The sequence below is a fragment of the Streptomyces sp. NBC_00285 genome, from assembly GCF_036174265.1.
In the GTDB taxonomy this organism is placed as follows: Bacteria; Actinomycetota; Actinomycetes; order Streptomycetales; family Streptomycetaceae; genus Streptomyces.
Window position 1 is genome coordinate 2,594,413 of sequence record NZ_CP108055.1, and the last position, 18,349, is coordinate 2,612,761.

Annotated in this window: 17 protein-coding genes and 1 pseudogene; 5 read left to right on the forward strand and 13 right to left on the reverse strand. The window is 70.5% G+C overall.

All coding sequences use genetic code 11. From position 1 onward, the window contains the following. Positions 1–3: 3 nt before the first annotated feature. The 12 genes from OHT57_RS11855 to OHT57_RS11910 form a co-directional block, all read right to left on the reverse strand. A complete protein-coding gene (locus OHT57_RS11855; protein WP_328746124.1) occupies positions 4–1,848 on the reverse strand; it encodes a DUF2264 domain-containing protein in 1,845 nt (614 codons plus the stop codon). Next, positions 1,845–2,909 carry a LacI family DNA-binding transcriptional regulator gene (locus tag OHT57_RS11860; protein ID WP_328746125.1) on the reverse strand — a complete coding sequence of 355 codons (1,065 nt, stop codon included), beginning with the start codon at positions 2,907–2,909 and terminating at the stop codon, positions 1,845–1,847. The genes OHT57_RS11855 and OHT57_RS11860 overlap by 4 nt, the downstream gene beginning before the upstream one ends. A 43-nt stretch (positions 2,910–2,952) precedes the next feature. Beyond that, the gene (locus OHT57_RS11865; RefSeq protein ID WP_328746126.1) at positions 2,953–4,590 is read right to left on the reverse strand and encodes a sugar ABC transporter substrate-binding protein; all 1,638 of its coding nucleotides are present in this window, start codon (positions 4,588–4,590) and stop codon (positions 2,953–2,955) included. Between the two features lie 37 nt (positions 4,591–4,627). Next, positions 4,628–5,548: a carbohydrate ABC transporter permease gene (locus OHT57_RS11870; protein WP_443053609.1), complete on the reverse strand. Its 921-nt coding sequence runs from the start codon at positions 5,546–5,548 to the stop codon at positions 4,628–4,630. Positions 5,549–5,598: 50 nt separating this feature from the next. Then, the gene (locus tag OHT57_RS11875) at positions 5,599–6,453 is read right to left on the reverse strand and encodes an ABC transporter permease (protein ID WP_328753181.1); all 855 of its coding nucleotides are present in this window, start codon (positions 6,451–6,453) and stop codon (positions 5,599–5,601) included. A gap of 190 nt (positions 6,454–6,643) precedes the next feature. Beyond that, positions 6,644–7,258 (reverse strand): hypothetical protein, encoded by a 615-nt coding sequence (locus OHT57_RS11880; RefSeq protein WP_328746127.1) that lies wholly within the window; start codon positions 7,256–7,258, stop codon positions 6,644–6,646. Between the two features lie 108 nt (positions 7,259–7,366). Then, positions 7,367–8,260, reverse strand: coding sequence for an SCO1860 family LAETG-anchored protein (locus OHT57_RS11885; RefSeq protein WP_328746128.1), 894 nt, complete (start codon positions 8,258–8,260; stop codon positions 7,367–7,369). Between the two features lie 151 nt (positions 8,261–8,411). Then, positions 8,412–9,500, reverse strand: a complete 1,089-nt coding sequence (locus OHT57_RS11890) for an amidohydrolase family protein (protein WP_328746129.1) — start codon at positions 9,498–9,500, stop codon at positions 8,412–8,414. A gap of 64 nt (positions 9,501–9,564) precedes the next feature. Then, the gene (locus tag OHT57_RS11895; protein ID WP_328746130.1) at positions 9,565–10,356 is read right to left on the reverse strand and encodes a PIG-L deacetylase family protein; all 792 of its coding nucleotides are present in this window, start codon (positions 10,354–10,356) and stop codon (positions 9,565–9,567) included. Between the two features lie 54 nt (positions 10,357–10,410). After that, complete coding sequence (locus tag OHT57_RS11900) at positions 10,411–11,211, reverse strand: amino acid ABC transporter ATP-binding protein (protein WP_328746131.1); 801 nt, start codon at positions 11,209–11,211, stop codon at positions 10,411–10,413. Further along, complete coding sequence (locus OHT57_RS11905) at positions 11,208–12,041, reverse strand: amino acid ABC transporter permease (RefSeq protein ID WP_328746132.1); 834 nt, start codon at positions 12,039–12,041, stop codon at positions 11,208–11,210. Before OHT57_RS11905 ends, OHT57_RS11900 begins: the two co-directional genes overlap by 4 nt. Then, on the reverse strand, positions 12,038–12,901 hold the full coding sequence (locus OHT57_RS11910; protein ID WP_328746133.1) for a transporter substrate-binding domain-containing protein: 864 nt from the start codon (positions 12,899–12,901) through the stop codon (positions 12,038–12,040). Before OHT57_RS11910 ends, OHT57_RS11905 begins: the two co-directional genes overlap by 4 nt. Before the next feature lie 174 nt (positions 12,902–13,075). Here OHT57_RS11910 and OHT57_RS11915 point away from each other — a divergent pair, with 174 nt between their 5' ends. From OHT57_RS11915 to thpD, 5 genes are all read left to right on the forward strand, one after another. Continuing rightward, complete coding sequence (locus OHT57_RS11915) at positions 13,076–14,176, forward strand: pyridoxal-phosphate-dependent aminotransferase family protein (protein WP_328746135.1); 1,101 nt, start codon at positions 13,076–13,078, stop codon at positions 14,174–14,176. A 387-nt stretch (positions 14,177–14,563) separates the two neighbouring features. Continuing rightward, a complete protein-coding gene (gene ectA, locus OHT57_RS11920; protein ID WP_328746137.1) occupies positions 14,564–15,070 on the forward strand; it encodes a diaminobutyrate acetyltransferase in 507 nt (168 codons plus the stop codon). 71 nt (positions 15,071–15,141) lie between these two features. Next, the gene (gene ectB / locus OHT57_RS11925; RefSeq protein WP_328746138.1) at positions 15,142–16,413 is read left to right on the forward strand and encodes a diaminobutyrate--2-oxoglutarate transaminase; all 1,272 of its coding nucleotides are present in this window, start codon (positions 15,142–15,144) and stop codon (positions 16,411–16,413) included. 45 nt (positions 16,414–16,458) lie between these two features. After that, positions 16,459–16,863: an ectoine synthase gene (locus OHT57_RS11930; protein WP_328746139.1), complete on the forward strand. Its 405-nt coding sequence runs from the start codon at positions 16,459–16,461 to the stop codon at positions 16,861–16,863. A 4-nt stretch (positions 16,864–16,867) separates the two neighbouring features. Continuing rightward, positions 16,868–17,755 carry an ectoine hydroxylase gene (thpD, locus tag OHT57_RS11935; RefSeq protein ID WP_328746141.1) on the forward strand — a complete coding sequence of 296 codons (888 nt, stop codon included), beginning with the start codon at positions 16,868–16,870 and terminating at the stop codon, positions 17,753–17,755. A 111-nt stretch (positions 17,756–17,866) separates the two neighbouring features. On the opposite strand, the pseudogene OHT57_RS11940 reads toward thpD, so the two are convergent. After that, positions 17,867–18,336, reverse strand: a pseudogene (locus OHT57_RS11940) (RNA polymerase sigma factor); the annotation flags it as partial. Positions 18,337–18,349 lie beyond the last annotated feature (13 nt).

An 18,349-nucleotide genomic window follows, 5' to 3' on the forward strand; every position in this document is an offset into this window, starting at 1 on the left:
CCGCTACGGGTCCACCCGCTCCCTGACCCCGTCCGGGAACCGCACCTCCACACCCCCCGCGCCGTCGACCCGCGCACTCGCCCCGGCGTACGGGCCGGTGCCGAGCGTCACGAGGGTGACCAGAAGCGGCCCGGTGCCTTCGAGGACGGGGGTGGCCGAGTACCGGCCGTACGCGTTGACACCCTCGGCTGCCACAACCGTCCCGGCGCCCTCGCCCCAGCCGTACAGCCCCACGACGGCACTGGTCAGACCGTCGGTGCGGCGGGCCCGTGCCCAGCCGGGCCCGGACTCGGCGACGGGCGGCGCGGTGTCGTCGGCGAGGGCCCAACCTCCTTCTCTGACCCGGCCGTTGTGCGTCTCGTCGACGCGGTGCACGCGGATCTCCCACGGCCCGTGCACCACGCTCACCGTCTCGACGTGATGGCCGTACGCCTCGTGCCAGGAGGCGGCTGTACGGCCTTCGCAGCCCAGCGGGTGGATGCGGCCGCGTGGGGAGGGGGTGCCGTCCGGGGCGATCAGCGCGAGGTGGTTGTCGGGGCCGAGGGGGGTGTCGGGGGCGGTCGCGGTGGAGTACGCGAGCTTGGCGTAGTGCGGGCTGTCGGCGTCCGTCGCGGGCGGGGGCGGGAGGCGGTCGGTGCCGTGGTTGACGAGGCGGACGATCCCGTCGGACGTGGTCGAGTGGATCAGCCAGCCGGGGGCGGTCAGCGCGAGGACGGAGTCGGTGGTGTCGACGGGGCCGGGTTCCTCGGGGGCCGTCCACACCGGGTGGTCCTCCGGCAGCAGCAGCCCGAGGAAGGCCTTGCTGGCCCAGTACGGGGAGGCGGGGCCGGAGTAGCGTTGGAGGACCCCCGGGAACGGCCGGTACCAGCCGAGGGTGAGCAGCCCGTGTTCGTCGGGGACACCGCGCTCGGTGAAGTGCTTCAGCGTGCCCGAGGCGAGGCGGCGGGTGCGGCCGGGCGGCAGCGGAGTGGCGTCGGCGAGGGCGCCGGCCCAGAGCGGGGCGGCGGCCGCGAAGCGGTAGGTGAGGGAGCGGCCGTGGTGGACGGGGGCGCCGTCGGAGCCGAGGAAGAGCTGGTGGACACCGAGGAACTCCCGCAGCCTGGCGCGGTGCCGGGCCACGGTGCCCGGGTCGGCGCGCGGTCCCGCGATCCGCGACCACAGCACCGGGTACAGGTGCAGCGCCCAGCCGTTGTAGTAGTCGAACTTCTTGCCGTCACCGTCGGTGTACCAGCCGCCGCCCCGGTACCAGTCGTCCAGCCGGGCGAGTCCGGCGTCGATCTCCGCCCGGCTGTGCCGGGCGCCCACGGACGCGAGGAACTCCTCCGTGATCACCTGGAACAGCCTCCAGTTGGAGTCGTTGACCCTCGCCCCGACGAACCGGCCGAGCCACTCGACCACCCGGCCACGCACACCGTCGTCGAGCCGGTCCCACAGCCAGGGCCGGGACTCGTGCAGCGCGAGGGCGACCGAGGCCGCCTCGACCATCGGCTGGCTGCGGTCGGCGATCGGCGGCCAGTGCTCGGGGTGCTGCGGATCGGTGCCCGCGGCCAGCCCGGCGGCATACCGTTCGATGAGTTCGGGACCGACCCGCCCCTTCGATCCGGCGATCCGGAAGGCCGCCAGCAGAAAGGACCGGGCGAACCCCTCCAGCCCGTCGGACCAGGCCCCGGAGTGGCTGGGCGGCCCGGGCAGCCGGTACTGGGCGAAGCCCGGGGTGGCGTAGGGCAGGAGCCCGTCGAGGAGCCGGTCGGCGAGGGCCTCCCAGTGGGCGCGGGTCCAGCCGGTGACCGGGGAGAGCGCGAGGTCGTCCGGGGGCAGGGCGGGCAGCGACACGTACGGCGCGGTCATACGGGGGTGATTCCTCCGTCGGCAGGGGGTGGGGCGACGCTTCGGCGTACGACGATGTGGGTGCCCAGCAGATGGTGGCTGCCGGCGGCGTGCTCGGGGTCGCGCAGTGCGATGCGCACGGCGGCCCGGCCCAGTTCCTCGGCGGGTGTACGGACCGTGGTCAAGGGCGGGTTGAAGTCCTCGGCCAGGGGGATGTCGTTGTAGCCGACGACGGAGATGTCGTCGGGAACACCGAGCCCGGCGTCGGCGATGGCGCGCAGCGCGCCTGCGGCGACCATGTCGTCCCCGGCGACGACAGCCGTGAACTCCCTTGTTTCCTTGAGGAGTTCGGCCATCGCCCGCAGACCGGCGGTCCGGCCGAGCCCGCAGTCGACGACCCGTGCGGCCGCCGCGGGCACCCCGTGCTCGGCGAGCGCGGCCCGGTATCCCGCCACCCGGGCGTCCAGCGCGGTGTTGCCCGGCAGCCCCCCGAGGAAGACGATCCGCCGGTGCCCCGCCGACAGCAGATGCCCGGTGATCGCCCGGGCCCCCGCCTCGTTGTCGAACTCGACGACCAGCGCCGGGGTCTCGGGGTCGGGGGCGGGACGGCCGCACAGGACGAGCCGGGCCCCCGAGGAGTCGAGGGCCTGCGCGTAGTGGGCCACCCGCTCCCGGTACGCGTCGTCCTCGACGACCCCGCCGACGAGGATCACCAGCCGGGCCCCCTCCTCCCGCATCAGCTGCACGAACTCCATCTCCCGCTGCGGATCCCCGCCGGTCGCCCCGACGACGCACAGCCATCCGCGGTCGGCGGCCTCCGCCTCCACGCCCTCGGCGACCTGGGCGTAGAAGGGGCTGGTGACCTGCCGGACGACGACGGCGGCCATCTTGCGGCCGCCGCCGACCAGGGCCCGGGCGTGCGCGTTGGCGACGTAGTCGAGGTCGCGGGCGGCGCGCAGGACACGGGCCCGGGTCGCGGCCGGCACCGGATGGTTGCCGCTCAGCGCGCGCGAGGCCGTCGCCATCGACACTCCCGCCCGCTCGGCGACCTCGCGGATCGTGACCCGTCCCTTGCCCGTCATCCCGTTCTCCATCCCCCGCGCCCTGTGTTCCACCGGCGGCGCCTCACGTGTTGGCCGCGAAGTCCTTCGCGAGCTCCGCCGCCATTCTGTCGCCGCCCTGAGCACGCCACTTCCTGACCACCCCGTCCCACTCCGACAGGGGCAGCCGCCCCGCGACGATCCCGGTGACGGCGTCGTCGAGCATCGCCTTGAGCGTGGTGCCCTGGGCGTTCCTGGTCCGGGACTGCAGCCCGAAGGAGGCGTCGCGGATGGCAATCGGCACCACCTTCTGCTGCCAGGCGTGCAGGGCCCGTACGGCATCGGGCATGCCCGGCACGAACAGCACCTGGGGGCCTTCGGCGAGGTACTTCAACGGCAGGTTGGTGTTGTTCTCCACCTCGCCGAGCTCGGTGGGCTCGGGGGAGCCGTCGTCGCCGCGGGTGAAGTGGGTGCCCTCGACGCCGTAGTGGACGAGTTCCCACTCCTGGCTGCCGAAGGGGGCGGCGAGGTGGTCGAGGATGCGCAGGAGCAGCTCGACGCGTTCCTTCTTCGCCTTCTTCAGGACCGTGTAGCCGAAGGAGCGGCGGGCGGCGACGATCCCGCCGGGCTCGCCACCGACGCTGTACGGCAGGGCGGCCGCCGGGGTCAACTTGCCCTTCGTCTCACGGTACTTGGGCAGGTAGGCGCCGAAGCCGTCCTGCATGGAGCCGACGGTGCCGTTGTAGAAGAGGGTCGTGAGGTCGATCTGGGAGACGGAGGTGGCGTCGGGGTAGTAGGAGCCGTTCTTGCGGAGCCGGGCCTGGAAGGCGATGGCGGCTTTGTAGCGGTCGTCGGCGCAGCCCGGCTGGAACGTGCCGTCCTTGGTGACCGCCCAGTTCTGGGGCGCGTTGTGGGCGGCGGAATGCACGGCGTTGCCGAACAGGGAGCCCTGGGCCGCACCGAGCGCGTAGGTACGGCCGCTCGTCGCCCGCCCCGCCACGGCGGCGAAGTCCTCGGAGGTCCAGCCCTGCTTCATGCCGGCGTCGGTGAACAGGCCCTGGTTGGTCCAGAGGGTGGAGCCGGGCAGGGGGCGTTCCAGCGGGATGCCGAAGATGCGGCCCCCGATGCGGCCCATGTCCTTCCAGGCGTGGGTGGGGATGCCCGCGAGGTTGGGGTAGTCGGCGACGGCCTCGCCGGAGAGGTACGGCGTGAGGTCCTCGGCGCGGCGCTGCACGAACTCGGCCTCACGGGGCAGGACGAAGCCGGAGAACATGTTGATGATGTCGGGCAGGGCGTCGGCGTCGCCCGCCATGACCGTGGCCATCTTCTTCTGGTAGTCGGCCTGGGAGATGATCGTGTACTCGATCTTCACGCCCAGCGCCTTCTCGACGGCCGCCCAGAACCGGTTGGCCGAGGCCGGCTTGGGCGGGGTGCCGAAGGACACCGACATGACCTTGACGGTGGAGCCGTCGCCGGGGGTGCGGGCGACGGACCTGACGAGGTCGGTGGGGTAGGCGGTGTATCCGGCCTGGACGCCGGCCTCGGTGGCGGCGAGGTCCGGCTTGGGGCCGCTCGCGGGCCTGTACGCGGGCCAGGGGGCCAGCTTCTTGCCCGCGTTGGAGACGTCGCTGTCGCCGGATCCGGTGGAGCAGGCGGTCAGCACACCGGGGACGGAGACCGCCGCCGCGGACAGCAGCAGGGTGCGTCGGGACAGGCTGGGCATGGGTGTTTCACCTCGTGTCTGCTTGGGACGGCTTGGGTCAACTCTTGATGGCGCCGGTGAGCACGCCCTTGGTGAAGTACTTCTGGAGGAAGGGGTAGATCAGCAGGATCGGCACAGTGGCGATCACGAGGACCGCCATCTGCACGGTCTGCGGGGCGGTGACGGTGCCCTCCCCTGTGGTGGCGTCGGTGAGCCCCGAGCCGGCCACCACGTAGGTGCGCAGCACCTGTTGGAGGGGCCAGTGGTCGCTCTCCAGGTAGAGGGAGGCGTAGAACCAGGAGTTCCAGTAGGCCACCGCGTAGAAGAGCCCCACGACGGCCAACGCGGCCTTGGACAGGGGGAGTACGACGGAGACGAGCACCCTGAGGTCCCCCGCCCCGTCGAGTCGCGCGGCCTCGTACAGCTCGTCGGGGATGCCCTGGAAGAAGCCGCGCAGGACGACCAGGTTGAAGACGTTCACCAGGACGGGCAGCACCAGGGAGGCGTAACTGTCCAGCAGGCCCAGCTCCTTGACGAGCAGGAAGCTCGGGATCATGCCGGGCGGGAAGAGGAAGGTGAACAGGACCAGCAGCAGGACGGGCCGGCCGCCGAACACGCCGGGGCGGGCGAGGGCGTAGGCGAGGGTGACCGTGCACAGGAGGCTCAGCAGGGTTCCGACGACCGTGACACCGACGCTGACGCCGAGGGCGTGGGTGACGATGCCGCCGTCGAGGATGTCGCGGTAGGCCTTCAGTGAGGGGTCCGTCGGCCACAGCACCCAGCCGCCGTTGGCCACGACCTCGTCGGTGGAGGCGAGTGAGGTCGACACGATGACGAGGAACGGCACGCACACCAGCAGGACGACCACGGCCAGGGCCACCGCCTTGGCGGCCTGGGTGAGGGGCCGCGGCCTCTCCAGCCAGCTGGGGCGGGTGGAGGGGCGACGGCCGGGCGGACGCCGGACGGGGCTGCGCCGCACCGGCTTCGACGGAGCGGGAGCAGGACGGGCGGAGGTGCGGGAACCAGCGCTCACTTGTAGACCCCCTGCTCGCCCAGGCGGTGGGCGACCTTGTTGGCGGCGTAGACGAGGAGGGCGCCGACGACGCCCTTGAACAGCCCTGCCGCGGCGGCGAATCCGTAGTCGCCGCCGACGATGCCCCGGTAGTAGACGAAGGTGTCGATGATCTCGGAGGCCTCGGGGCCGACCGCGTCGCGCTGGAGCAGCATCTGCTCGAAGCCGACGGAGAGGATGTCGCCGAGCCGCATGATCAGCAGCAGCACGATCACCGGGCGGACGGCGGGCAGGGTGACGTGCCAGAAGCGCCGCCAGGGTCCGGCGCCGTCGATCGCGGCGGCCTCGTACTGCTGCTCGTCGACCTGGGCGAGGGCCGCGAGGAAGATGATCGTGCCCCAGCCGGCGTCCTTCCAGATGACCTGCGCGACGACGAGCGGCTTGAAGGCGTCGGGGTTGCCGATGATGTCGACGGTGTGCAACCCCATGCCGTCGAGGCCGGAGTTGAGCAGTCCGGTGTCGCCGAGCAGCTGCTGGAAGAGGGCGACGACGATCACCCACGAGATGAAGTGCGGGAGATAGGCCACCGACTGCACGAACCGGCGGACGCTGCTCCAGGTGAGGCTGTGCAGCAGCAGGGCGAGGCCGAGCGGGACCGGGAAGTAGAACACGAGCTGGAGGACGGCGATCCAGACCGTGTTGAGCACCGAGTCCCAGAAGGCGGTGTCCTCGAACATCCGCTGGAAGTTGCCGCCTCCGGTCCAGGGGCTGCCCCACAGCCCGTCGAAGGGGACGTACTCCTTGAACGCGATGACGTTGCCGACCAGCGCGCCGTAGTGGAAGAGCAGGAAGTAGGCGAGGCCGGGCAGCATCAGGAGCAGCAGAGCCCGGCTCTGGAAACCTTTTCGTCGGACAACTGCCAAGGCGCTCCCTCTTCCCGGTCGGTCTGGGCGAAGAGGAAGTTAAAACGTTTTCATGCATGGGTCAACAGTTCTGACAAAGATGGGGAGTTGACGCATGTCAGAGCGGTTCCTCATGAGGCAGGAACGGATGAAAACGCTCTCAGTCGACTGCGGGTCGGCGGGCCAGGAGGACGCTCGTGACGGCCACCCACACGCCCGCCAGCATGAAGGCGAAGAAGCCGACCCAGGGGATGAAGACCAGCACGCCGAGGACGACGGCGGACCAGCTCAGCCAGCGGGGCAGGGGCGAACCGGCGGCACGGACCGTGGCCAGGCCCGCGGCCAGCAGCATCAGCCCCATACCGGCGACGAACGGGATGAAGAAGTCCTCGTTGACGGCGTTCAGCGCCTGGAGCGCCGGACCGGCCGCCGACGACTCGTCCGCGAGGTCCAGCAGGGCCAGGGTGAGGGCGGATCCGACCAGGAAGCCCGCGGCGAGCAGCACGCCGCCCGCGAGGACGACGCGGTGCAGCCAGCCGCCGCCGGCCGGGAGGACGTCCCGGACCACACGGGCCAGGTAGGCGGCGAAGAAGACGAACAGGACCGCGGCGACGGCCAGGAGATACAGGCTCACCCCGACCTGCGCCCGGTGGTCGTCGTAGAACGACCTGACCTCTCGGCCCGAGGCGCCGACCCCGGGGGTGTCGCCGAACAGGAGAAAGCCGACGACCGTGATCACCACGGCCACCAGACCGGTCAACGGTGCGACGCGCATGGGGACCTCCTACACCCCCCTGCGGTGCTGCCCCTCGTCCCACGGTCCCAGAGATACGGCCACTGCGCCATCCGGGTGAGTACCGGTGCCCCGGGCGAGGGCCCGCTGTCAGCGCCGGCGCCGTGCCAGCGCCAGCCCTCCCCCGCCGGCCACGAGCAGGGCGACCGCCCCGCCCGCGAGGTACGGCGCCAGGGAGCCGCCGCCCGTCTCGGCCAGGCCCGCCTCCTTGACGGGACCGCCCTGCGGCTCGGTGTCGTCCGCGGGAGGCGTCGACGCGGGAGGCGCCGGTGCCTCGCAGGTCGCCTTCGCGAGGGTCACGGTGCCCTCGACGTCGGCGACGTTGAGCTTCAACGGGTTGACGGACACCGTGAGTTCGAGCGCCGTGGCGGCGGCCGTGCGCGAGGTGGTCGCGCGCTTGGACAGGTCGAGGCGGACCTCGCCGATGCCGGGCACCTTGACGTCCGTGGGGCCGCCGGCGGTGACCGTGACCTTCCTGCCGAGGACCGTCACCGCGCCGAGCACGTTCGAGGTGGCGGTCGGGGTCCGGCCGGCCTCGCAGGTCGCTCTGGAGGTGACGCCCTCGATCTCGACGAGGGACAGCAGCGGCAGGCCCGGCACATGGAGCCTGGCGTGGGTGAGCTCGGTGGACGCCTCGGCCTTCGCGCCGGTGACCGTCGCCTTCGCGTCGGCGACCTCGGCGTCGAGCACACGGAACGGCTGTCCGCCGTCCACCCCGTCCAACTCGGCCGTCAGCGCGGTCCGCCTGGCGCTCCGCGGTGCCTGGACCTCGTTGAGGGCGACCGCGAGCGGGACGTTCACGGTCTTGTCGAGCAGGGAGACGTCGAGCCCGGTGCGCAGGACGACGGCGCTCGCACGGCCCTGCCCGCCGGTCGCGTGCGCGGTGCCCGCACCGGTCAGTGCCACGGGACCGGCGGCCAGGGCGGTGGCCGTCGCGACGGTGACGAGACGGCGTGCGGGCATGCGGAAGTAGGTGCTGTTCAAGGTGGTGGGACCCCCAGAGAGAACGCGCTTGGGACCTCGAAAGGATGTCGCACCGTCCGCCGTTCGACAGCGGTCCCACGGGAGTTCACACGATCGTGGCGCATCCGGGCACGCTTTCGACTCCCCTTCCGCGAGCGGGAGTTGGCTCACATCAGACGACGGCCCCGTTCAGCACCACCCGCAACGGGTCCGCGAGCACGCGTACGTCCGCGCGGGGGTCCTGCTCGTACACCACCAGGTCGGCCGGCGCGCCCTCGTCCAGGCCGGGTCGCCCCAGCCATGTCCGGGCGTTCCACGTCGTCGCCGACAAAGCGTCCAGCGGGGGGATGCCGGCCGTCACCAGTTCCGCGACCTCCGCCGCGACCAGGCCGTGCGGGAGGGTGCCGCCCGCGTCCGTGCCGACGTAGACCGGGATGCCGGCGTCGTAGGCGCCCCGGACGGTGTCGTAGCGGCGTTCGTGGAGGCGGCGCATGTGGGCGGACCAGCGGGGGAACCTGGACTCGCCGCCCTGCGCCAGCTTCGGGAAGGTCGCGATGTTGACGAGGGTCGGGACGATCGCGACGCCCCGCGCGGCGAAGAGCGGGATCAGGTCGTCCGTGAGACCCGTGGCGTGTTCGACACAGTCGATGCCCGCCTCGACCAGGTCCCGCAGGGAGTTCTCGGCGAAGCAGTGCGCGGTGACCCGGGCGCCGAGCCGGTGGGCCTCCGCGATGGCCGCCTCGACGGCGTCCCGGGGCCAGCTGGGGGCCAGGTCGCCGGCCTCACGGTCGATCCAGTCGCCGACCAGCTTGACCCAGCCGTCACCCCGGCGGGCCTCCTGGGCGACATACGTGACGAGGTCCTCCGGCTCGATCTCCCAGGCGAAGTTCCTGATGTAGCGGCGGGTGCGGGCGATGTGGCGGCCCGCCCTGATGATCTTCGGGAGGTCTGCGCGGTCGTCGACCCAGCGGGTGTCGGAGGGCGATCCCGCGTCACGGATCAGCAGGGTGCCGGCCTCCCGGTCGGCCAGGGCCTGTTTCTCGGCCACGTCCTGGTCGACGGGGCCGTGAGCGCCCAGGCCCACATGGCAGTGCGCGTCCACCAGGCCGGGCAGCGCCCAGCCCGACACCGTGCGGATGTCGCGGGCGGTGGCGGGACGGTCGTAGGAGATCCGCCCTCCGACCACCCACAACTCGTCCCGGACATCCTCGGGACCGGCCAGGATCCGGCCCTTCACGTGCAGCACGGTGCGATCGCTCATGCACCGCACACTAGCCAGCCCGGGGTCACTCCACCCACGGCGGCGGCCCCTCAAAGAGCAGCGGTCACTCCACCCAGGGCGGTGGTCCCTCGAAGGCGAGCTGGTGCACGTCGAAGACGACGGCGGCCTCGACTCCGAGGGCCGCTCCGCCCAGCCGGGCCGCCCAGGTCAGGAAGGGACGCGGCTCGAAGGCTCCCGCTCCGAGGCCCTTGGTGTACTCGGCGTGCGCGGTCAGTGAGGCGATGCCCCGCTCCAGCGGTTCACCGGTGACGTCCACGCCGTGGGTGGGACGGTCGGTGCCGGCGACGGCCACGAACCGGACGCCACCCCAGGGTTCGAGCCCCTCGTCGGCGAGTTCGGGGAAGATCCACCGGTTGCCGGCGTCGCGTGCCGCGTCGAGCGCGGCCAGGCCCACCACCCGGTGGTCGGCCTGGTTGACCACGCCGGCGACCATCCGCACGGTGTACGCCCCCGTCACCACCACCTCCGGCCGGTGCCTGCGGATCGCCCGCACGATGTCGCGGCGCAGGGCCGAGCCCTCCTCGATCATCCCGTCGCGGTGGTCGAGGAACTCCACGTCGGTCACGCCCACTTCGCGCGCTCCGGCCCGCTCCTCGGCTTCCCTGAGCGGACCCGCCTCGTCCGGGTGCAGCCCGTCGATGCCCGCCTCGCCACGGGTGACCAGCAGATAGGTGACGGTCTTGCCCTGGGTCGTCCAGCGGGCCACCGCGGACGCCGTCCCGTACTCGATGTCGTCGGGATGCGCCGCCACGGCCAGGCAGCGCTCCCAGTTCTCCGGCAGCGGGGGCAGGGTGCCGCCCGCTGCGGAATCGCCCGTGTTGTCGAGTGTCGTCATGCCCGAATGATGACGGTTATCAGGCTGTGTGGACCAGGGGAACGTATGTCCCTTTCAGGTGTCGTTCTCCTCCACGTCGGCCCTCGCGGGGTTCAGGAGGCGGGAGAGGAAGTGGCGGGTGCGCTCATGACTCGGGGCGCCGATGACCCGGTCCGGGGGGCCGTCCTCGACGATCGCTCCGTCGTCCATGAAGACGACCCGGTCGGCGACCTCGCGGGCGAAGCTCATCTCGTGGGTGACGACCATCATCGTCATGCCCTCCCGGGCGAGCATCCGCATGACCGCGAGCACATCGCCCACCAGCTCCGGGTCGAGGGCCGACGTGGGCTCGTCGAAGAGCATCACCTCGGGACCCATGGAGAGCGCGCGGGCGATCGCGACCCGTTGCTGCTGGCCGCCGGAGAGGGAGGAGGGGTAGGCGTCCGCCTTCTCGGCGAGACCCACGCGTTCCAGGTTCTCGGCGGCCACCTGTGCGGCCCGCGCCTTGCCCCGCCTGAGGACCCTGCGCTGCGGCAGCGTGAGGTTCTCGGTCACCGTGAGGTGCGGGAAGAGGTTGAACTGCTGGAAGACCATGCCGATACGGCGGCGTACGGCGTCGATGTCGACGTCGGGGTCGGTGAGTTCGGTGCCGCCGACGAAGACCTGCCCCTTGGTCGGCTCCTCCAGGAGGTTCACGCACCGCAGCAGCGTCGACTTGCCCGAGCCCGACGGACCGATCACGCAGACGACCTCGCCCGGGCCGATCTCCAGGTCGATGCCCTTGAGGACCTCGTTGTCGCCGAACGACTTGTGCAGGCCGCGCACTTCGATCTCCGGACGCGCCGAAGGACGCGCCGAAGAGGACTCCTCGCTCATTTCACGGCCTCCCCGGCCTTCGTCTCCATACGACGGACCACGAACCCGAGCGGGATCGTCACCAGCAGGTAGCACAGGCCGGCGACGAGGATGGGCGTGGAGTTGGCGGTCGTGCTGGCCAGGTCACGGCCGTACTTGGACAGTTCGCGCTCCTCCAGGGTGACGCCGAGGAACAGCACCAGCGAGGAGTCCTTGAAGAGCAGCACGAGTTCGTTGGTCAGCGGCGGCAGGATGATCCTGAACGCCTGCGGGACGACGATCGAGATCATCGCCCGGGCCGGCGAGAAGCCCAGCGAACGGGCCGCCTCCAACTGCCCCTTGGGCACCGCCTGGATGCCCGCGCGGATCGTCTCCGCCATGTAGGCCGCCGCCACCAGACCGAGGGCGAGGGCGACCTTGCCGTAGGTGCCGCCGATGATCTCCGTGCCCGGGAACGCCAGCGGGACCGCGACGCCGATGAAGATGAAGATCAGCAGGGCGGGCAGACCGCGGAAGATCTCGATGTACACGCCTGCGAACCAGCGGTACGGGCCGACCGACGACAGCCGCATCAGCGCGATGACCATGCCGAGGGCGAGTCCGACGACGAAGCCGGACAGGGTGTAGAGCACGGTGTTCTTCAACGCCAGCGTGATGACGTCCGGGAACATCTGGCCGGCGATGTCCGCCTGCGCGAACTGGTTCTTCAGCCGCCCCCAGTCCGCCGAGACCGCGAAGGCGATCACGACGGCGACGAAGACGACGTACTGCGCGCCGCGCGACAGGCTGCGCTTCTGACGTCGGGTCAGTCCCTTTTTGCGGGGCTGGAGTTGTGTGTCCGCCGCCGTCATGAGGCGGAGGGGGACGCGGCCGACTCCTTGTACGGGCCGATCCACTTCTCGTACAGCTTCTTGTACGTGCCGTCCGACTTCGCGTCCGAGATCGCCTTGTTGACGGCGGTGAGCAGCTTGGTGTTGCCCTTCTTGACCGTGAAGCCGTACTGCTCACCGGTGTTGATCTGCTCGGCGAGCTGGAAGGCGTCCGCGTTGGCCTTGGTCTTCAGCCAGCCCTGGACGACCGGGTAGTCGATGACGACGGCCTTGACCTGGCCGGCGCGCAGGCCGTTGAGGACGGCGTCGGAGGACTCGAAGGACACCGGGTCGAAGCCCTGGGCCTTCACGTAGTCCTCTCCGGTGGTCTGCGCCTGGGCGCCCAGCTTCGCCTTCTTCGACTTGACGTCGGCGAGCGAGGCGATCCCGCTGCCCTTGGCGACCAGAAGGGCCTGGGTGGCGTCGAAGTAGGGGTCCGAGAAGTCGACGTTCTTCTTGCGCTCCTCGGTGATGGTCATGCCGGCCGCGGCCAGGTCGCAGCCGCCCGAGTTGAGCAGGGCGCCGGTCTTGAAGTTCTCGAAGGGGGTGTCGAGGATCTCCTGCTTCACACCGAGGTTCTTGGCGACCAGGTCGATCATCGAGACGTCGAAGCCCTGGACCTTGCCGTCGATCTCCGACTGGAAGGGCGGGTACGGCAGGTGGGTGCAGGTGGTGAGCTGACCGGCCTTGACCAGTTCGACCCCGCCCGCGGCGGTCTTCGAACCGCTGCCGCCGTCGTCGGTGGAGGTGCACCCGGAGGTGGTGACAGCGACGAGCAGGAGCCCCGCCGTCGCGGTGGTGACGGCCAGGACGCGGGGCCGGCGCCCGGAGCGGTTGTTCACGGAAGGCCTCCTGTGCGGGAACTGTGGGTTCCGATTATAAGGAGAAGTTTGGGTCTCTCAAATCAAACCGGTGGTTCCAAGGCCGTTCAGCCTGAGAAGTCGCCAGTTCAGGTGGGGTGCCCCAGGGGACTACCCTCGATCACCTCTACCCCAGAGAGCGAAGAGAGCACCGTCGTGACACACCCCTTCCTGGACCTGGCCCCGCTGAGCGCGGCGCAGTTCGCCTCCATCGAGGACCGTGTGGCGCGGCTGCTGCGCACCGAGCAGGACGTCGTGATCATGCAGGGCGAGGCCCTGCTGCCGCTGGAGGAGGCGATCCGCGGTACGGCCGGTCCGGGCACGACCGCGCTGAACATCGTCACCGGCCCCTACGGGCAGACCTTCGGCGACTGGCTGCGCGACTGCGGCGCGACCGTGATCGACCTCTCGGTGCCCTTCCACACGGCGGTGAGCGCCGGGCAGATCTCGGCGGCCTTCACGGAGCACCCGGAGATCGACTTCGTGTCGCTGGTCCACGCGGAGGCGGCGACCGGCAACACGAATCCGGTCGCGGAGATCGGGGAGGTCGTACGGCGGCAGGGGGCGCTGTTCTATCTGGACGCGGTCGCCTCCGTCGGGGCCGAGCCGGTGCTGCCGGACGCGTGGGGTGTCGACCTGTGCGTGATCGGGGCGCAGAAGGCGATGGGCGGGCCCGCGGGTGTGTCGGCGGTGTCGGTGAGCGAGCGGGCGTGGGCGCGGATGGCCGCGAACCCGGCGGCGCCGCGACGGTCGTATCTCTCGCTGCTCGACTGGAAGGAGCGCTGGATCGACGGCGGCCGCAAGGCCCTGCTGCACGCTCCGGCGCAGTTGGAGATGCTGGCGCTGGAGGCGTGCGTCGAGCGGATCGAGGCGGACGGCCTGGACGCGGTGATGGGCCGGCACCGGGCGGCGGCCGCGGCGACGCGGGCCGGTGCGCGGGCGTTGGGCGGGGGCCTGGAGCCGTACGTCCACGCGGATCACGAGGCGGCTCCCGTCGCCACCACACTGCGGGCACCGGCCGGGACCGTCGCCTCGGAACTGGTGTCCCGTGCACTGTCGTCCGACCCCGCGCTGCCGCTGGCCGCGGGCGGGGGTGCGCTGTCCAAGGAGATGATCCGGGTCAACCACTACGGGGTGGACGCGACACGGGGAGCGGTACGGGCGAGCCTCGCGGCACTGGGTGCGGCACTGACGGAGCAGGGGCTCACGGTGGACGTGGAGGCGGCCCTGCGCGCCACGGACACCGCTTGGCACTGACCGCCCCGCTTCGGCACGCGCGCCGAAGCGGACACGCCGACAGTCTTACGAGAAGGCATAAACGGGGTTACCGGAGCATAATCCCGAGAGTAATTGTGGAGTTTATCGAAGAACAGCTTCCCATATTCTCCTGCCCGCTTTTCTCGGACCTAAACGCAAAGATTCTGCGAACGCGGGCGGGAGGAATTCGGGTGGGTCTCGCGGAGGTTACATCGCTGTGACGCGTTACACATGTTGATCAATTCGTCCCTTATTTACGGGTCATAACGGGGCAGGTCGGGCGACTCTCGCGCGTTCGTACGCGCCCGCGTGATAACACATGGAGTGCCCGGCCGTAACCCCACCCGGCGATGCAATTTTGAATTTCCCTCGGTAAATTCAATTCGCATGACTGCCGCACAAGCAGACCTGCAAATCGACCGGCCGACGGTCGCCGACGGAGCCGCGCTCTGGCGGATCGCCCGCGACTCGAAGGTCCTCGACCTGAACTCGTCGTACAGCTATCTGCTGTGGTGCCGCGACTTCGCCGCCACCTCGGCCGTCGCACGGAACGAGAACGGGGAGCCGGTCGGCTTCGTCACCGGGTACGTCCGCCCGGACCGGCCCGGCACCCTGCTCGTCTGGCAGGTGGCGGTGGACTCGGCGTACCGCGGCCGCGGACTCGCCGCCGCCCTGCTCGACGGACTGACCGCGCGGCTCGCCGCCGAGCGCGGGCTGACCACCCTCGAGACCACCATCACGCCCGGCAACGCCGCCTCCGAGCGGCTGTTCACGGCGTTCGCCGAACGCCGTGGCGCCGCCCTGGAGCGCGAGGTGCTGTTCGACACGAGCCTGTTCCCCGACGGGCCGCACGACCCCGAGGTCCTCTACCGCATCGGTCCCCTCTCCCCCTGACGACCGACACCCCGCACTTCCCCCTCACGCCAGCCCTGCACTCTCCCCCACGCACCGAGGAGCGATTCGTCGTGACCATCACCCAGCCCGACCTCAGCGTCTTCGAGACCCTCGAGTCCGAGGTACGCAGCTACTGCCGCGGCTGGCCCACCATCTTCGACCGCGCGCAGGGCAGCCGCATGTACGACGAGGACGGCCACGCGTACCTGGACTTCTTCGCCGGCGCCGGTTCACTCAACTACGGCCACAACAACCCCGTGCTGAAACGGGCGTTGATCGACTACCTGGAGCGGGACGGCGTCACGCACGGGCTCGACATGTCGACCACCGCCAAGCGGGCGTTCCTGCAGGCCTTCCAGGACCACATCCTGCGGCCGCGCGACCTGCCGTACAAGGTGATGTTCCCCGGCCCGACCGGCACCAACGCCGTGGAGTCGGCCCTCAAGCTGGCCCGGAAGGTCAAGGGACGCGAGTCCATCGTGTCCTTCACCAACGCCTTCCACGGCATGTCGCTGGGGTCGCTCGCCGTCACCGGCAACGCCTTCAAGCGGGCCGGTGCCGGCATCCCGCTGGTGCACGGCACGCCGATGCCGTTCGACAACTACTTCGACGGCGCCGTCGAGGACTTCCTGTGGTTCGAGCGGCTCCTGGAGGACCAGGGGTCCGGGCTCAACAAGCCGGCCGCCGTGATCGTGGAGACCGTGCAGGGCGAGGGCGGCATCAACGTGGCCCGCAAGGAGTGGCTGCAGGCGCTCGCCGCGCTGTGCGAACGGCAGGACATGCTGCTCATCGTCGACGACATCCAGATGGGCTGCGGCCGCACCGGTGCCTTCTTCTCCTTCGAGGAGGCGGGCATCGTCCCGGACATCGTCACCGTGTCCAAGTCCATCAGCGGCTACGGCCTTCCGATGTCCCTGTGCCTGTTCAAGCCGGAGCTGGACATCTGGGAGCCGGGCGAGCACAACGGCACCTTCCGCGGCAACAACCCGGCCTTCGTCACCGCCACCGCCACCCTGGAGCAGTACTGGGCGGACGGTTCCGCGATGGAGAAGCAGACCAGGAAGCGCGGGGAGCAGGTCGAGCAGGCCTTCATCTCCATCACCGAGGAGAACCTCGCCGACGTGAAGGAGTACCGCGGGCGCGGGCTGGTGTGGGGCCTGGAGTTCCACGACAAGGCACGCGCCGGGAAGATCGCGCACCGGGCCTTCGAACTCGGGCTGCTCATCGAGACGTCGGGCCCCGAGAGCGAGGTCGTGAAGCTGCTTCCGGCGCTCACGATCACCCCCGAGGAACTGGACGAGGGACTGAGCGTCCTCGCCCGTGCCGTCCGGGAAACCGTCTGAGAACCCCTCTCAGCACACCGTCCATCTAGGAGGCATCGCAGCACCGTGATCGTCCGTTCGTTCAAGGACATCGAAGGCACCGACCGGCATGTGAAGGCCGCTTCCGGCACCTGGGAGAGCAAACGCATCGTGCTCGCCAAGGAGCGGGTCGGCTTCTCACTGCACGAGACCATCCTGTACGCGGGTACGGAGACGTCGATGTGGTACGCGAACCACATCGAGGCCGTCGTCTGCGTCGAGGGCGAGGCCGAGCTGACCGACCACGAGAGCGGGCAGACCCACTCGATCACGCCCGGGACCATGTACCTCCTGGACGGGCACGAGCGGCACACGCTGCGGGTCAAGGAGGACTTCCGCTGCCTCTGCGTGTTCAACCCGCCCGTGACCGGCCGGGAGGACCACGACGAGAACGGCGTCTACCCGCTGCTCACCGAACCCGAGGAGGTGTGACCGCATGACCACCGTCACCGATCTCTACCCCAGCCGCGGCGCCACCGAGGTGTCGATCCCCCGCAAGGACCCGGTCCTGTGGTCGTCGCCCGACACACCGGGCCCGATCGCCACGGCCGAGCTGGAGTCCTTCGAACGCGACGGCTTCCTCGCCATGGACCAGATCATCGGGCCTGATGAAGTACCCGTCTACCAGCGCGAGTTGGAGCGGATCATCAGCGCCCCGGAGATCCGCGCGGACGAGCGCTCGATCATCGAGCCGCAGTCCAAGGAGATCCGGTCCGTCTTCGAGGTGCACAGGATCAGCGAGGTGTTCGCGAAGCTGGTGCACGACGAGCGGGTCGTCGGCCGGGCCCGGCAGATCCTCGGCTCGGACGTCTACGTCCACCAGTCGCGGATCAACGTCAAGCCCGGTTTCGGGGCCCGCGGCTTCTACTGGCACTCCGACTTCGAGACCTGGCACGCCGAGGACGGCCTGCCCAACATGCGCACGGTGTCCGTCTCGATCGCGCTGACCGAGAACCACGACACCAACGGCGGCCTCATGATCATGCCGGGCTCGCACCGCACCTTCCTCGGGTGCGCGGGGGCCACTCCGAAGGACAACTACAAGAAGTCCCTGCAGATGCAGGACGCGGGCACGCCCTCGGACGAGGCGCTGACGGAGATGGCCTCGCAGTACGGCATCAAGTTGTTCACGGGCAAGGCCGGTTCGGCCACCTGGTTCGACTGCAACTGTATGCACGGCTCCGGGGACAACATCACACCCTTCCCGCGCAGCAACGTGTTCATCGTGTTCAACAGCGTGGAGAACCAGGCCGTCGAGCCGTTCGCGGCTCCCGTACGGCGTCCTGAGTTCATCGGCGCGAGGGACTTCACTCCGGTGAAGTAGCCCTGTGCCACGGTGAGTCGACCCTCACAGCCACGACAGCGACGCGGCCCGCTCCAGTACGTTCCGTACGGCGGCCGCGTCGCCTGTCGCTTCCCGGGGGACCATGTCCGGCGCGAAGCAGGCGAGGTGCACCACCTCCCGCTGTGGCTGCGGGAGTTCGGCGAGTGCGGTGTGCAGCAGAAGGGAGCGCTCCCGGTCGACGACCGCCTCGGCCGGGCCCGGGGCGGAGTCCGGGACGGCATGCAGTGCCAGGTCGTCGGCGCGGGCGTCCTTGTGGTGCCGGGCCTCGCCGCGCACCCAGTCGACGGCCCTGCGGTGCGCGAGCAGCGACAGCCAGGTGCGCAGGCTGCCCAGGGCGCGTCGAAGGCGTACGGCCTGCTCCACAGCTGCGCGAAGACCTCCTGTGCCACGTCCTCGGCTGCGGCCCCGCTCCGGGTCACGCGCACCGCGACCGCCCGCACCAGGCCGCCGTACATCCCGTGCGCCTCGGCCAGCGCGGACTCGTCGCCGTACACCAGCCGCCGGTGCAGCTCCGCGTCTGCGGGTTGCTGCACGGGCGTCGTCCCGCCCGTGGACTCCACGGCACCACCACCC

Bases quoted from the DNA above. Each gene is read 5' to 3' on its own strand.
- OHT57_RS11875 (WP_328753181.1), bottom strand. From the start codon at position 6,453: ATGCTGCCCGGCCTCGCCTACTTCCTGCTCTTCCACTACGGCGCGCTG.
- OHT57_RS11905 (WP_328746132.1), bottom strand. From the start codon at position 12,041: ATGACGGCGGCGGACACACAACTCCAGCCCCGCAAAAAGGGACTGACC.
- OHT57_RS11880 (WP_328746127.1), bottom strand. From the start codon at position 7,258: ATGCGCGTCGCACCGTTGACCGGTCTGGTGGCCGTGGTGATCACGGTC.
- OHT57_RS11865 (WP_328746126.1), bottom strand. From the start codon at position 4,590: ATGCCCAGCCTGTCCCGACGCACCCTGCTGCTGTCCGCGGCGGCGGTC.
- OHT57_RS11855 (WP_328746124.1), bottom strand. From the start codon at position 1,848: ATGACCGCGCCGTACGTGTCGCTGCCCGCCCTGCCCCCGGACGACCTC.
- OHT57_RS11890 (WP_328746129.1), bottom strand. From the start codon at position 9,500: ATGAGCGATCGCACCGTGCTGCACGTGAAGGGCCGGATCCTGGCCGGT.
- ectA (WP_328746137.1), top strand. From the start codon at position 14,564: ATGACTGCCGCACAAGCAGACCTGCAAATCGACCGGCCGACGGTCGCC.
- OHT57_RS11895 (WP_328746130.1), bottom strand. From the start codon at position 10,356: ATGACGACACTCGACAACACGGGCGATTCCGCAGCGGGCGGCACCCTG.
- OHT57_RS11860 (WP_328746125.1), bottom strand. From the start codon at position 2,909: ATGACGGGCAAGGGACGGGTCACGATCCGCGAGGTCGCCGAGCGGGCG.
- thpD (WP_328746141.1), top strand. From the start codon at position 16,868: ATGACCACCGTCACCGATCTCTACCCCAGCCGCGGCGCCACCGAGGTG.
- OHT57_RS11900 (WP_328746131.1), bottom strand. From the start codon at position 11,211: ATGAGCGAGGAGTCCTCTTCGGCGCGTCCTTCGGCGCGTCCGGAGATC.